Below are 13,892 nucleotides of genomic sequence, written 5' to 3'. Positions count from 1 at the left end.
TGCATCATATATAAAAACTTGGATGCTTTGCCAAGCACTTTTACCTTCTAATCTATAATATTAACTGCAATAATTAAAATTATCCTAAAATATATCTTTGAAACAAGATCCCTTTTCATAATAATTATAAATTACTATGATATGCTCTAAAAAAACAAAAAAATCAACCATCTAATGCTCAATTAAAATGGTTGATCATAATATTTAAAATTCAACTCTATTTATCTATAATTCTATTCTGTTTCTTCTTCCTTAGCCTTTTCTTCTTCACTTATTGATCCTATAACAGTTGATAAATCATCTAAAACTTCAATTCCTTCAGCAAATTTTAGGTCTTTAAAAGTATAAACTGTCCCAGCTTGTCCATTAGAAACATCTAATTCAACATCCTTTGGTAAATCTTTTGCTTTACAAGATACCTTTACTAAATCTCTTTGAGTTTGTAATATTAATCCTTTGCTTTCTAAAATGCCTTTACCAACAATCTTAATTAAGACTTCAGTATGCATTGTATCATTTGCTGCTACTTCTTCAAAATCAACATGAATTGCTTTATTTCCCAAAGCATTTCTTTGAATTTCCTTAATTACAGCGTTTCCTTTCCTTCCATCAAGATTAAATTTTACTATTCCATGCTCTCCACTAGCTGAGGTTTCTTTTAGTAATGCTGATTCATCTATAGTAAATATTTCATTTCCTATTTCTTTTCCATAAATTACACCTGGAATCTTGCCTTCTCTTCTTACCTTTCTAGCACCATGACTAGCTGTTTTTATTCTTTTAGTTAAATTTAATTCCTCCATTATAAGTACCTCCTAAAAATTTATTTTTCATTTTCTTGCAATGTGTTTAATTCACATTTTAGGAATGTACATTCACGTTGGAATAAAATAAATAGGCCTATTACATTTACAAGGTCTAATAGTTTTTCTAATATTAATTTTATCTGAAGAATTATGAAAAGATAAAATCAAGTTAGACTTACAATTAAACATTTAAAATCGCCTCTAATATTTATTGAATTTTTATTTCCGTAATTTAATTACAATTTATATTATAGCACTTAATTACCAATTAACACAAAAAATAACAAGTTATAGATTAATACAATAACTTGTTATTTTTATAAATTTAGTTTCTTTCAATTCTAACTTTACTTCCACCCATACCTGATTCTGCAGGAGTAATCATAAGTTTCACTGGTACTCTATTCTTTATTGCTTCAACGTGGCTTATTATACCAACCTTTAATTTTTCATTGTGAATCCTTTCTAGAGAATTCATAACAACTTCAAGTAGATCATCATCTAAAGTACCAAATCCTTCATCAAGGAAAAATAATTCTAATGGTGCTGTTCCCTTAAGCTGAATCTGTGCTGATAATGCTAAAGCTAATGATAAGGATGCTAAAAATGTTTCTCCTCCTGATAAAGTAGTAGAGTCTCTTTTGGCTCCACCATTTTTATAATCTCTAATTATAAATCTGCTATTGTCAGCAACCTCTAGTCCATAATTTCCATGAGTTATTTCTTTCAATCTCTTAGATGCTTCAACTGAAACATACTTAAGCTTACTTACTGCTACAAACTCAACAAATTTCTTTCCCTTAAATAACTTTTCCAAATCACCAAGAAGAGCCAATTTATGTTCTAGTTTCATCTTCTTATCTAAGAGATCTTTCTGTTCTTCCAGCTTATTTTTTATGTTTTTTAATTCTTCATCTACCTTAATTTTTTCTTCATTAATTTCATTGAACTCTTTTTCTTTAATATCTTTCAAGAGTTTTATTTCTGTATATTCTTCTTCACTTAACTCTTTACCGTCTATTTTATTAAGTAAACTTTCAATTGCTCCATTTACTTTTGATACTTCACTTTTATAACTTTCTACTTTTAATTTATAATCATTAATTTCTTCTTTTTCAATTATATTTTTTTTGACATCGTCAAGGGAATTAAAACCTTCACTGTCTATTGCAACTTCTAACTGAGCTTCTTCATCTTTTTTTCGTTTACTTAATTCTTTATATTTACTGATTGCAGAAATTAATCGCTCATTGTTTTCATTAAATTCTTTCTCTATTTTATTTTTATTGTTTTCACTTTCCTTAAACTCACTATTAATATTTTCAATATTTTCCTGAATTTTATGTAGTAGTGAAACCAGATCATCTGTATTATCGACTTTGTTCTTTATCGCTTGTATTTTTTCTTCTTTACTTTTTTCATAATTACTTAATTCTGTATTATACCTAGTTAAATTTTCTTTTGCTAAAATAACTTCACTAGTTAAATTTTCTTTATTCTTTTCTAACTTTTCTATTAGCTCCCTGTTAACTTTAATAACCTCGGATAATCTTTCTCTCTCTTTTTCAACAGCTTTAATTTCTTCGCTTTTTTTATTAAAATCAGTTACTAATGTCTTTGCCCTTAGCGAATCCAATCTATTTTTTAAAATATTCAATTCTTCTGTATTTTCTGTAATACTCTTTTCCAAATCTTCAAGCTGTCTTTGGTTAGTTCTAACTACTGCTCGTAATTCATTTATTTCTCCGGTTTTAATATTAATTTCATTCCTCAGCTTATTAACACTTTTTTCAAGTTCTTCTTTAGCTTTAGAATAACTTTCTAAAGCTTTTTCTAAATTTATAAATTCCTGTTTTAACTCTTCCAAAGGTTTTTCATTAAACGCAGTTCCGAGCTTTTCAATTTCTTCAAGATTAACTTTAATTTTTTCGTTAAAACTATTTACCTTAGTTTCACCTTGAGTTATTTTGCTACTAATAATCTTTATTGAATTTTCTTTTAGTTTTATTTTTTCCTCTACATTCTTCACATCTTGAACTTCAAAAATCCTGATATTTTCTTTCATATGATGAGTTGAACCACATACAGGACATGTATCTCCATCTTTAAGTTCCTGTCTAAGAGTATGTGCTAAATTTTCTCTCATAATCTCCTTTTGAGTATTTTTTATTTCCTCTAGTTCTTTTTCAAGTTGCTTTTCTTCTTCTCCTCTACTTAATATATCTATTTGTAAGTTTTTTATCTGTTCTCTAGAGAAATCTATTTCTTTGTTCAGCTTTAAATAACTGCTCCATTTTTGCTCATTTTCCACTATCAACTGTTTTAAATTAACCAAATCTTTTTGTTCACCTGGCGAATGTTTAAGTAAAAACTCATATTGTTTCTCTTTATCTTCCAAACTTTTTTTTTCTTTATCTAAAACTTCTCTTAAGGCTTTTCCTTTAAGTATAGTTTCACTATTTTCTTTTTCAATAACTGCTTTCTTTTGCTTATCCTTAACTAGAATTCCATTTATTTTTTCTAACTTTTCTTCTACAATTATTCCTTCTTGAACTGCCTCTTTTAAGCTTTCTTCAATTTTCAAATTATCATATGTTTTTTCGTCTTCTTTTATTAATTTATTTTTATTACTTATTTCTTCTTCTATTTTAATGAGCTTACTCTGTATATTATTATTTTTAGCATCACATTCTTTAATTTGTGCCTTTAATAAATCTATTTTATTTTCTATCTCACGTATCAAATTCTTTTCTTCAATAGCATCTTTAACTTTTTGTTCCTGCATCATTAATTGAGGAAGTTTATTCTCTTTTTTATCTTTTGCCATGCACCACAGTTGTTCTATCTTTTCTTTTTCTTCTTTTATCTTATCTATCTTTAATTTTAATTCTTCTAACTCAATCTCATTTTTATCAAAGGCTTTTCTAGTGCTTTCAAATGCATTTAAATAAGGTAGTACCTTTGCTCCTGCCTCACCTAGCTTTATCTTTTCTATATATGAATTTATGTTTTCCTCTTTTTCCTTTAATGTTTGCTCTTTATTTTTATAATATAGTAAATCAAGCTGTAGCTTCCATATTTCTTCATTTTCTTTATGCTTCTTTTCTATTATATCTAATTCCTTTTTCAAAGCTTCCAGATTATTTTTTAATTCCTCAAGAGCGTTTTCCTTTTCTTTTAATTTTTCTTGACTAACATCGCTGTATCCGCTTAATTGTCCCGCTAAAATATTGCTATCAGTTCGCTCTTTGCTTATCTTTGCACTAAGTTTTCTGGATAAATTGTCTCCAAATTGTTGAAGGTTAAACAACCTTTCAAGCATATCACGTCTTTCCTTACCTTCAAGCTTTAAGAATTCACTAAACTTCCCTTGAGGTAAAACAACAGTTCTTGAGAAATCTTCTAAATTAAGACCTACTATCTCCTCAACTTTCTTATTTATAGTTTTAACTCCATCTGCTAAAATTTCTTCTTCTGAACTTGTTACTTCAACGATTTTACACTTTCCAGAGCTTATTCCACCATCTTTTTTTCTCTTAAACTCCCTATCAATGATATATTTTCTTATTTCACTACCTGATATTTGGAACTCAAAATTTACATTTAACCTGTCACAATTAGTATTTATAAAATTGGAGCTTTTTCTTGATACATTTCCATATAAGGCTAGAGTTATTCCATCTAATATAGTTGATTTCCCACTTCCAGTTGGTCCAAAGATTCCAAAAAATCCTCTATCTGTTAATTTATCAAAATCTATAATTTGTTCATCCAGGAAGCTATTTAAGCCCTTAATCCTCAATTTGATTGGTCTCATCTGTTTCACCCTCTTCGTTTATAATTGATAAAAGCACTTCCATAACTTCATCTTCTGGAGGAGTCCCCCTTTCTTTAAGATAAAACTCCTTAAATATTTCCTCAAACGATTTTTCACTTAAGTTTAATTCACTCTCTTCTTCCAATCCTTTAACCTTAGGCATTATTTCTAATATATCTGCTTTTAATTCTTTCATTTGTTTTATTTCATCTTCTCTTATGTATCTATCTGTACTTATTTCTAAATACACCCAGCAATCTTTATCTTTATTTTCAGCACATCGTGATATTGCATCTTCAATACTTGAGCATTTCCAAATTTCTATTGGTTTATATACCCTTAAGTTTATTTCTTGTATGTCACATTCTTCATTAGCTTTTGCCTCAACTATATAACATTTCTTTTCAAAGCTAACCTCTTTCTTGTTATAGTGAATTGGTGACCCACAATACCTTGCTCTTTTATCCGTTCCCGGAACTATTTGTGGTTTATGCACATGCCCTAATGCTATATACTGTGCTTCCTTAGGAAAACAACTTCCATCTACTATATAAGCACCTCCTAATTGAATGCTTCTTTCAGAGCCACCTTCCTCACTTCCCATTGCAAATAGATGCGATATTATAAGATTAATTGTATCTTCTCTAAAATGATTTTTTAATGAATTGAATAAAGAAAATATCTTATCACTATAGGATTTAGCTTTTTCCTCTTCATCTTCCATATAGTTATAGATAACTTCATTCAATCTTTTCTCACTTGGATAAGGCACAGTTAAGATAACTGCTTTTTCACTATTAATTTCAACTTCCACATACCCTTCTCCTGATGATAAAACTTTATATTTTCCATACTCACCACAAGGAACTATAGTTTTTGGTGTTCCAACCATAATGATTCCATGATCACGAGCAAGTGGACCTGCCGCAACCAATCTCTCTGGATTATCATGATTTCCTGATATAACCAAAGTAAGTCTCTCTCCATTTTTCGATAATCTCTTTAAAGTATCATAAAACATTTTTTCTGCCCTTGCCGGAGGGTTTGGATTATCATAAACATCTCCCGCAATCATGATTAGATCTATATTATTATCTTCTACAATCTTAACAAAATCATTTAAAAACTCTTCTTGCTCATCCATTCGGCTTTGTCCCTCTAAATTCTTGCCTAAATGCCAATCAGCTGTATGCAATATTCTCAAATTATATCTCCTCCCATTAGGCCCAATTTATATTTACATTATAGCCTACTTAAATAGATTTTTTCCAATACTATTTTGTGGATATATATGTCCAGATTGAATTATTCTAATCATTTCTATGTGTACCCATACATTTGATAAATTTTATATATATTAATATAATGATTTTATTATTTGTACTGAGTTTTATTGTACAAAGCATGCTAGATATAAAAAACAAAGACTATAAAAACCTGTATTCATATACAGCAAGTAATTTATAAAAAAGGTAGGTAATATTTATGGAAAGAAGTAAATCTTTAAATACTAGTGAACTAGTATTAATGGGGCTAATGATTGCTTTAACCTATATATCAGGAAGCATAATTAAAATTCCATCAGTTGGAGGCTTCGTCCAAATAGGCGACTGTATGGTATTCTTATCAGTAATAGTTCTAGGTAAGAAAAAAGGAGCAATTTCAAGTGCTCTTGGCATGTTTCTTGTTGACGCATTAGGTGGATATTATTTTTGGGCACCCTTTACACTAGTTATTAAATGGGGAATGGCTTATATTGCAGGATCCATATTAGAAAAGATGTCAGAAAACAAAGTTACTGTAAGGTATACAATTGCATTTGTATCCAGTGGTATATTTATGGTGATTGCATATTTTTTTGCTGGAATAATAATATCAGGCTTTTTAACAGAGAAAATTGGGCTAATACAAGGAATAGCATATTCAGCTAAAGATATATTAGGGAACATAATCCAAGTATCTACTGGTATAGTAATCGCATTGCCATTAAGTGCAGTTGTATCAAAAGCAAAACAAGCTGTATTTGCTCATTAGATTTAGCTTCTACAAATCATTCAAATTTTTATAACAGAAATTTTTAAAATTTTCTATCACTAAAAGTCTCAGGTGATTCCGTATCCTGAGATTTTTTATCTGCATTTTCAAATTTAACTAAAAAATATCTAGGGGATGAATATATTTTCCTTTTTGTTCTCTTTTAAAATGTCCCCTTCTGAATTAGCTTTATTAATAATTTATGCTTCAGAGTGGCCTAGATGCCACCTATTTCACTCCAATTCAAACTCTTATATAATAAAAAAGTGACTACATCATAATAATTAAAAAACTTAATATGATACAGTCACAGTAATTAATAAATTTTCAACCTCTATTTTATGCTCTGTTCTCCTCTGTCTTAGAACTTTCCATTATTTTAGGCATTATCATTGATGAAAGTAACGATATAACAGCTATTCCTATAAGTATTATAAATAAAAAATGTAACGAACTGTTTAATGAAAGTTTTATCTGTTCATCAGTTACCGCTGAATTATACAAATTACTTGGATCAACTCCATTTATTCCTAATTGAGTAAAATACTTAATTATATATATATTAAATATACTACCAAATATGCTTACTCCTATAGTTTGACCTATTGTTTTAAGCAATGAATTAGCTGCAGTCGCAGCACCTCTCTTGTTATATTCTACTGACTCTTGAATTATTATTGTTAAAGTTGTAAATGCTCCACCAAATCCAAATCCCATTATGAAAGCATATATTATTACTAATAATATAGAAGATTCTGCATTCAATGTAGGCAATAACGCTGTACTAATTAGTAAAATAACATTAGATATAAGTATTACTATTTTCCCACCAAACTTTACTATACACTTTCCTAAAATTACTGCAGCTATAAGCCAAGCAAATGACATGGGAGCTAGTGACAAGCCTGATATCTTAGCACTATATCCAAGTACATTTTGTATGTATATTGGGAGGTAAACATTCGAACCCATTAATATAGCTGAAGCCAAGAAGCTTACTAAATTCACAATTGAACTTGTCTTTGTAAATATATCAAAAGGAATAATTGGCTCTTTTGCTTTTCTTTCAATTATACAGAATGCAACTAGTAATATAACTGTTGCAATAACCGATAATAAAATAAATATGTTATTGCTAGAACTCATATCTTCATTTGATAAGAAGATGTTCAAAAATATAACCATCGCCAGTGATAAAGTTATAATTCCAGCAAAATCTATGCTATGTTTTTTCTTTTCGAAAACTTCATCCAAATTTCTTTGAATAAGTACAACTGATATTATTCCAAAGGGAAGGTTTATAAAAAATATCCAATGCCAAGATAATAAATCTATTAAGATCCCTCCCAAAAATGGCCCTACTAAACTTGCAATTCCCCAAACAGAACTTATTATTCCTTGGATCTTTGGTCTTTCCTCTAATGTAAATACATCTCCAATAATTGTATATGTAACTGTAAATATTGCTCCAGCACCTATTCCTTGTATGCCTCTAGCTCCTATAAGCATGTACATAGTTTGCGATAATCCACATAAAAAGCTTCCAATTAAAAATATTATTATTCCAATTGAAAGCATATTTTTTCTTCCATATAGATCTGATAGTTTCCCATATATAGGAGTAGTAATGGCAGAAGTTAGTAAATATACTGAAAAAACTGAACTAATAATTTCAAATCCTTGTAAATCCTTCACTATTGTTGGTATAGCTGTCGTTACAACAGTTCCTTCGACTGCTCCTAAAAACATTGCTACCATTAATGCTGCTGCAATGCTTCTTTTTCTTGAATTCATCTTTAAATCACTTCCTTATAAATTTCCTTTGTTTGTTTTAAGGTCAACTTTATAATTATATATATACTTAGATATTTATACAACATTATAATAATATTTTAACTTGATGTGCTACTAATTTATGATATAGTATATAATAAAATATTCAATAATTTAAGAGGGGTAATTATATGACAAAATCGACAATGTCAATGTCTTCATTTTTTCGCAATAGATTTGTTCGAGTAATTATAGCTTCTTCTATTTTTCTACAAATAGGAATATGGGTTCGTAATTTTGCCATATTGTTATTTGTAATGGAGAAGACTAATAACAATCCCATTGCTGTTTCTTTAATTTCAGTTGCAGAATTTGCTCCAATATTTATATTCTCATTTATTGGTGGAACCTTTGCAGATAGATGGCGACCGAAGCGTACTATGGTTTGGTGTGATTTACTAAGTGCTATTTCTGTTTTTGCCGTTCTGCTTACAATAATCTTTGCAACTTGGGAAGCTGTATTTTTTGTAACATTTATTTCATCTATTTTGTCTCAGTTCTCTCAGCCCTCTGCAATGAAATTATTTAAAGTCCATGTTCCTGAAGAGTTTATGCAAACTGGAATGGCTATTTTCCAAACTCTTATGTCTATTTTTATGATTATAGGACCAGCATTAGGTACTATTGTTTTTCAAAAGTTTGGAATAGATATTTCTATATCAGTAATGGGTGTAGCTTTCTTACTATCAGCTTCAGTATTAACCCTATTACCCGCTGATGAGATAATTGAAAAGAAAGAAACTACAAATCATTTCTTGGAAGAATTAAAAGAAGGTTTCGCCTATGTTTGGCAGCAAAGAGAGTTAACTATACTTGGATCTGTTTTTGCGGTATCAGGCCTTGCTGTTGGTATCATACAACCACTTGGGGTTTTCTTAATTGTTGAAAGACTTGGTCTTCCTAAAGAAAATCTTCAATTATTACTTATGGTAAATGGAGCAGCAATGTTTATTGGTGGCGGATTAGTTATGACAATATCAAAGAAAGTTATGCCTCAAAAGCTTCTCGCAATAGGACTTATAGTTAACACCATTTCAATGGTTGGCATGGGATTATCTTCAAGCTGGATTATAATTCTATTGTTCCAATTCCTTAATGGATTTTTTATGCCTTGCATCCAAATTGGTATTAACACATTAATTCTTCAATTAACGAAATCTGAGTTTGTTGGAAGAGTAAACGGAGTATTAAATCCAATGTTTATGGGATTCATGGTTATTACAATGTCAATTACAGGATGGCTTAAAAGCCAATTTTCCCTTACTATTCTCTACATCTCAGCAGGCATACTTTTTCTAATAGGTGCAATGCTTACTTCATTAATATTTACTCCCTCAATTAGTAGTGAAATAGATTCAGCTGAATAGAAAAGTGAAAAAGCACCACTAGATGTTATAGATTATAACATCTAGTGGTGCTTTATTATTCTTAAAATACTTCTATTTATTTCAAGAATATAAAAATCATTACTTTTCTATTGGGTACTTAGGACCTGTTAGATCTAGTTGATAAAAAACTAAATCCAACCATTTACCAAATTTATAGCCTGCTTTAGTTACTGTGCCAGAGTATTTAAACCCGAATTTCTCATGAATTTTGATACTACCGTCATTTAAACTATCAATGCAAGCAACCATAGTTGCGTACTCATCTCTATTAGCAGCATCAATTAATTCCTTTAACAATATCTTCCCTATTCCTAAATTTCTATAGTCTTTATGAACATATACAGAATGTTCTATTGTGTACTTAAAAGCTGGATAAGTTCTAAACGATCCGTATGTAGCAAATCCTACAGCTTTGTCATCTTTTTCAAACACCAATAGTGGACATCCATCTTTTTTCTTTTCATCAAACCACTGTTTTCTTTCCTCAAGATTATGCGCAGTATAATCATAAATCGCTGTTGTATTTAATATAGCATCATTGTAGATCTCTAAAATATCTGCTAAATCTTTTTCCGTTGCTTCTCTTATCATTTTTCATATCCCTTTCAAAATAAACTAATCTTCCTATATTTTAACACCTATGTGCAATATGTAAAATTATTTTTTTAATAGCTCCATTTTATTAATTTTTATAATAATAAAACAATCCCGAATTACAAATAATTAAATAATAATAAATTAAACTAAATAAAAAGAACAGCTTAAATGAACTTATTTGCCTATAGTCCATGTACGCTGAACTTAACTAATATTTTTAATTATTCATCTATTATCATAAGCAATGAAAAATTGGCTCCATTTTCTTATATGTACAAAATTCTTCATATCCCAATTCCTTAAGTTCATTTTTTACAGAAGAAATCTTGCATCCTACATCATCTTCCTTATGCGAATCAGATCCTATTGTAATAATAGTTCCTCCTAATTCTCTGTATAACTTTAATATTTCTCTAGAAGGTGTCAAATCATCTAACCCATATCTAAAACAAGATGTGTTAATTTCAATTCCTTTTCCATGAGAAATTACGTGAACTAAGATTTCTTTTACAATATCTCTTACCTTTTCAAAAGGATATTTTCCCATCTTATCATATCTATTAATCATATCTAAATGACCTAAAACACTATAATCATTATATTTTTTTATTACTTTTAATATTTCCTCATAATATTTCTCATTATATTCCTTTTGTGTCTTTCCTTTTTGAAAATCCTGTGTCCAAAATGCCTTATTATCTACCTGATGACAAGATAGTATAACAAAATCAAAGTCATATTCATTAAAATCCTTTTGAAATTCATCAATAGTATGTTCTTGCATCCCAAATTCAATTCCAAGTTTCATAGTAATTTTATCTTTATATTTTTCTCTGCACCTATTAAATTCATTTATATAATCTATATAATTGCAATTTATATCTACTTTCACTCCATAATCAACATGCTCTGTAAAGCATATTTCATCAATTTCTAAAGATATTGCCTTTTTGATCTCATCTTCCATAGGATAAATGGAATCATCGCTAAAACTTGTATGCATATGATAATCAGCTAACATAATTAAATTTCCTCCTAAAATATTATTACAACTATTATTACTATTTCTTCAATATAAACTTCTCAATTAATTCAGCGACAACACCCTCATTATTATCAGCTTCTGTTGTATAATCACAAGCTCTTTTTACATCTTCAACTGCATTTCCCGCCGCTACTGATAGGCCTGCTACTTTTAACATAGACATATCGTTGTAGTTGTCGCCTACAGCAATTGTGTCTTTAATATCTATATCTAAAATTTTTGCTAAGTTAATTAAACCACTGCCTTTATCTACCCCTAATGAATTAAATTCCATATATCGATTTGACGAATAACTTACCGCACAATGCCCCTCTGTAATACTTCTCATATCTGGCTCAATACCCATCAAATATGGAACATTTATATTTTGATATATAATCTTTGCAATTGGTTCCTCTTCAAGAAAATCCACTGTATTTTCTTTCATAATAGTACACTCTAATTTTTGATTTTTAATTCTTTCTTTTTCACTTTGTGATAAATTATAAATATATAATTTATCTTTTGTATAAACATGTATACAAACATCCTTATTTAATCCATACTCAAAAATTTCTTTCATCTTATCGAATCTTAATCCTTTAAATTGCAGTAGCTTGTTATCCTTATTTTCTGTTAAAGCGCCACCATTAAAAGAAATAATATATTCCCCAGCCTGATCATATAAGTCTAAAATTTTCAAGTCATTCTGAATAGAAGAATAACCTCTTCCTGTAGCTGGTACAAATTTTACTCCATACTCTTTCTTGGCTCTTTTTATTAAATCAATATTTCTTTGACAAATTATATGATTATCATTTAATAGTGTCTCATCCATATCACAAGCTATTAGTTTATATGCCATAATTTTGCCTCCTCCTATATTGCGCATTTTTATATATACTTTTTTAAAATATTTAAAACAAAATCTGCTTCTAAGACTGTATATTTCTACTACTTTAAAAAGTCACTTTCAGATTTGATTTTATTGTAGCTCTCCAAAGAATTAAATAATGTATGAATCTTGTGCTGTGAATATATACTCTACTTAATAATTTCCTTCATAAAAAAATAAACTGCTTGTACTCTTTAAAAGTCATCTTTATAATAGATGCTCAAATCCAGTTATAATTTCTACAATATAATTTATATTCTAACTCCATTGATATTTTAAGTTTATAATTCTTCAGTTCAACTTGATGATAATAATTTTTATTAATGCTAAAATAAATATATATGTTGCAATTCTTAATGGATATTTCATAATTGCAGCTAAAATTCTTTAATTATTTTTAGAATTATGATGAGTAATTATTTTATCAACATACATAACACTTTTCCTAAAAAAGTATTAATGACAAATTTAATTGTTTATTCACGACACTTATCAATAAAATAATTCATCTAAAAATGTAAACTTCACTAAGGAGATAATTATCATGACAATTTATAATTTACTTTTATATGCTAATAATTTAACTGAAACAGAGAAATTACTTGCAAATTACATATTGGAAAATCAAGAGCAAGTTGCTGGTATGTCACTAGACGAATTAGCCAAAGTATCTTTTTCATCAATCTCAACTATACACAGACTATGTAAAAAAATTGGATTAACTGGTTTCAAAGAATTTAAAATTAAGTTTGTTGAAGAACTATACTCCAAAATGAATAAACCAGAAAATATTGATATAAATTTTCCTTTCAAGAAAGACGATACACAATTTCAAATTGCTAGCAACATTAAGCAGCTTTATATTGATACCTTAACCAACACTTTTTCATTCTTTAATTCCGAACAGCTAGAAGATGCTGTTGATTTAATTTATAATGCCGAGATAGTCGATGTTTATGCCGTTACAAATAACATACAAACGGCATTGAACTTTCAAGATAAAATGCAAAGCATCGGTAGATACGTTAATGTTTCACTAATTCCAATGAACCAAGTATACCGTGCTGCCGCTTCTAATAATAAAAATAAGCAAGTTGCAATTATCCTTTCTTATTCTGGTAAGACACCTGAAATTAAAGAAATTGCTTTAGTTCTAAAACGTAAGGAAATAGAAACCTTAGTTATCTGTTCAGCTCAAGAAAACTATTTAACTAAGTTATTTAAATATCATATATTTGTTTCTAGTAAAGAAAATTTAAAAAAGAAAATTTCTCACTATTCTTCTCATATTGCTACACAATATGTTTTAGATGTCATATTCTCTTGTATCTTTAACAAAGATTATGAAAAAAATATGGAGTATCGCCTAAACGAATTTAATAAGTTAGATCATCGCCAGGTAGAAGAATGACCTAATCTTTAGACGTTTGTGCTTCGTACTTGGCATTTACATTTTGTTCATTTACATTATAGTAGATAACTATTGATAATTATATAC

At 28.7% G+C, this 13,892-nt stretch carries 10 protein-coding genes; 3 read left to right on the top strand and 7 right to left on the bottom strand.

What is annotated here, in order from left to right; translation table 11 throughout:
• Positions 1 to 233: 233 nt before the first annotated feature.
• The 3 genes from L1S46_RS05825 to L1S46_RS05815 form a co-directional block, all read right to left on the bottom strand.
• Positions 234 to 803, bottom strand: coding sequence for a 50S ribosomal protein L25 (locus L1S46_RS05825; protein ID WP_238899495.1), 570 nt, complete (start codon positions 801 to 803; stop codon positions 234 to 236).
• Between the two features lie 328 nt (positions 804 to 1,131).
• Positions 1,132 to 4,623, bottom strand: a complete 3,492-nt coding sequence (locus tag L1S46_RS05820; RefSeq protein ID WP_238899494.1) for an AAA family ATPase — start codon at positions 4,621 to 4,623, stop codon at positions 1,132 to 1,134.
• Positions 4,598 to 5,827: an exonuclease SbcCD subunit D gene (locus L1S46_RS05815; RefSeq protein WP_238899493.1), complete on the bottom strand. Its 1,230-nt coding sequence runs from the start codon at positions 5,825 to 5,827 to the stop codon at positions 4,598 to 4,600. Before L1S46_RS05815 ends, L1S46_RS05820 begins: the two co-directional genes overlap by 26 nt.
• 281 nt (positions 5,828 to 6,108) lie before the next feature.
• On the opposite strand from L1S46_RS05815, the gene L1S46_RS05810 reads away from it, so the two are divergent.
• Positions 6,109 to 6,657 (top strand): ECF transporter S component, encoded by a 549-nt coding sequence (locus L1S46_RS05810; protein WP_238899492.1) that lies wholly within the window; start codon positions 6,109 to 6,111, stop codon positions 6,655 to 6,657.
• A gap of 339 nt (positions 6,658 to 6,996) precedes the next feature.
• Here L1S46_RS05810 and L1S46_RS05805 read toward each other — a convergent pair whose 3' ends face one another.
• A complete protein-coding gene (locus L1S46_RS05805) occupies positions 6,997 to 8,451 on the bottom strand; it encodes an MDR family MFS transporter (protein ID WP_238899491.1) in 1,455 nt (484 codons plus the stop codon).
• Positions 8,452 to 8,621: 170 nt separating this feature from the next.
• Between L1S46_RS05805 and L1S46_RS05800 the strand changes: the two genes are divergently transcribed.
• On the top strand, positions 8,622 to 9,857 hold the full coding sequence (locus tag L1S46_RS05800) for an MFS transporter (RefSeq protein ID WP_238899490.1): 1,236 nt from the start codon (positions 8,622 to 8,624) through the stop codon (positions 9,855 to 9,857).
• 99 nt (positions 9,858 to 9,956) lie between these two features.
• Here L1S46_RS05800 and L1S46_RS05795 read toward each other — a convergent pair whose 3' ends face one another.
• From L1S46_RS05795 to L1S46_RS05785, 3 genes are all read right to left on the bottom strand, one after another.
• Positions 9,957 to 10,469 carry a GNAT family N-acetyltransferase gene (locus L1S46_RS05795; protein ID WP_238899489.1) on the bottom strand — a complete coding sequence of 171 codons (513 nt, stop codon included), beginning with the start codon at positions 10,467 to 10,469 and terminating at the stop codon, positions 9,957 to 9,959.
• A 241-nt stretch (positions 10,470 to 10,710) separates the two neighbouring features.
• A complete protein-coding gene (locus L1S46_RS05790; protein ID WP_238899488.1) occupies positions 10,711 to 11,496 on the bottom strand; it encodes a histidinol-phosphatase HisJ family protein in 786 nt (261 codons plus the stop codon).
• A gap of 40 nt (positions 11,497 to 11,536) precedes the next feature.
• Positions 11,537 to 12,364 (bottom strand): Cof-type HAD-IIB family hydrolase, encoded by an 828-nt coding sequence (locus L1S46_RS05785; RefSeq protein WP_238899487.1) that lies wholly within the window; start codon positions 12,362 to 12,364, stop codon positions 11,537 to 11,539.
• 574 nt (positions 12,365 to 12,938) lie between these two features.
• On the opposite strand from L1S46_RS05785, the gene L1S46_RS05780 reads away from it, so the two are divergent.
• A complete protein-coding gene (locus L1S46_RS05780) occupies positions 12,939 to 13,805 on the top strand; it encodes a MurR/RpiR family transcriptional regulator (RefSeq protein WP_011968316.1) in 867 nt (288 codons plus the stop codon).
• The last annotated feature ends 87 nt before the right edge of the window (positions 13,806 to 13,892 follow it).

This window comes from Clostridium sp. YIM B02500, from assembly GCF_022324665.1.
In the GTDB taxonomy this organism is placed as follows: domain Bacteria; phylum Bacillota; class Clostridia; order Clostridiales; family Clostridiaceae; genus Clostridium; species Clostridium beijerinckii.
Note: the sequence above shows the minus strand (reverse complement) of the source record. Positions and strands in the feature narration are given on the sequence as shown.

Excerpts from the sequence above, each read along its gene's own strand:
- L1S46_RS05825 (WP_238899495.1), bottom strand. The coding sequence starts at position 803 with ATGGAGGAATTAAATTTAACTAAAAGAATAAAAACAGCTAGTCATGGT.
- L1S46_RS05820 (WP_238899494.1), bottom strand. The coding sequence starts at position 4,623 with ATGAGACCAATCAAATTGAGGATTAAGGGCTTAAATAGCTTCCTGGAT.
- L1S46_RS05810 (WP_238899492.1), top strand. The coding sequence starts at position 6,109 with ATGGAAAGAAGTAAATCTTTAAATACTAGTGAACTAGTATTAATGGGG.
- L1S46_RS05805 (WP_238899491.1), bottom strand. The coding sequence starts at position 8,451 with ATGAATTCAAGAAAAAGAAGCATTGCAGCAGCATTAATGGTAGCAATG.
- L1S46_RS05800 (WP_238899490.1), top strand. The coding sequence starts at position 8,622 with ATGACAAAATCGACAATGTCAATGTCTTCATTTTTTCGCAATAGATTT.
- L1S46_RS05795 (WP_238899489.1), bottom strand. The coding sequence starts at position 10,469 with ATGATAAGAGAAGCAACGGAAAAAGATTTAGCAGATATTTTAGAGATC.
- L1S46_RS05790 (WP_238899488.1), bottom strand. The coding sequence starts at position 11,496 with ATGTTAGCTGATTATCATATGCATACAAGTTTTAGCGATGATTCCATT.
- L1S46_RS05785 (WP_238899487.1), bottom strand. The coding sequence starts at position 12,364 with ATGGCATATAAACTAATAGCTTGTGATATGGATGAGACACTATTAAAT.
- L1S46_RS05780 (WP_011968316.1), top strand. The coding sequence starts at position 12,939 with ATGACAATTTATAATTTACTTTTATATGCTAATAATTTAACTGAAACA.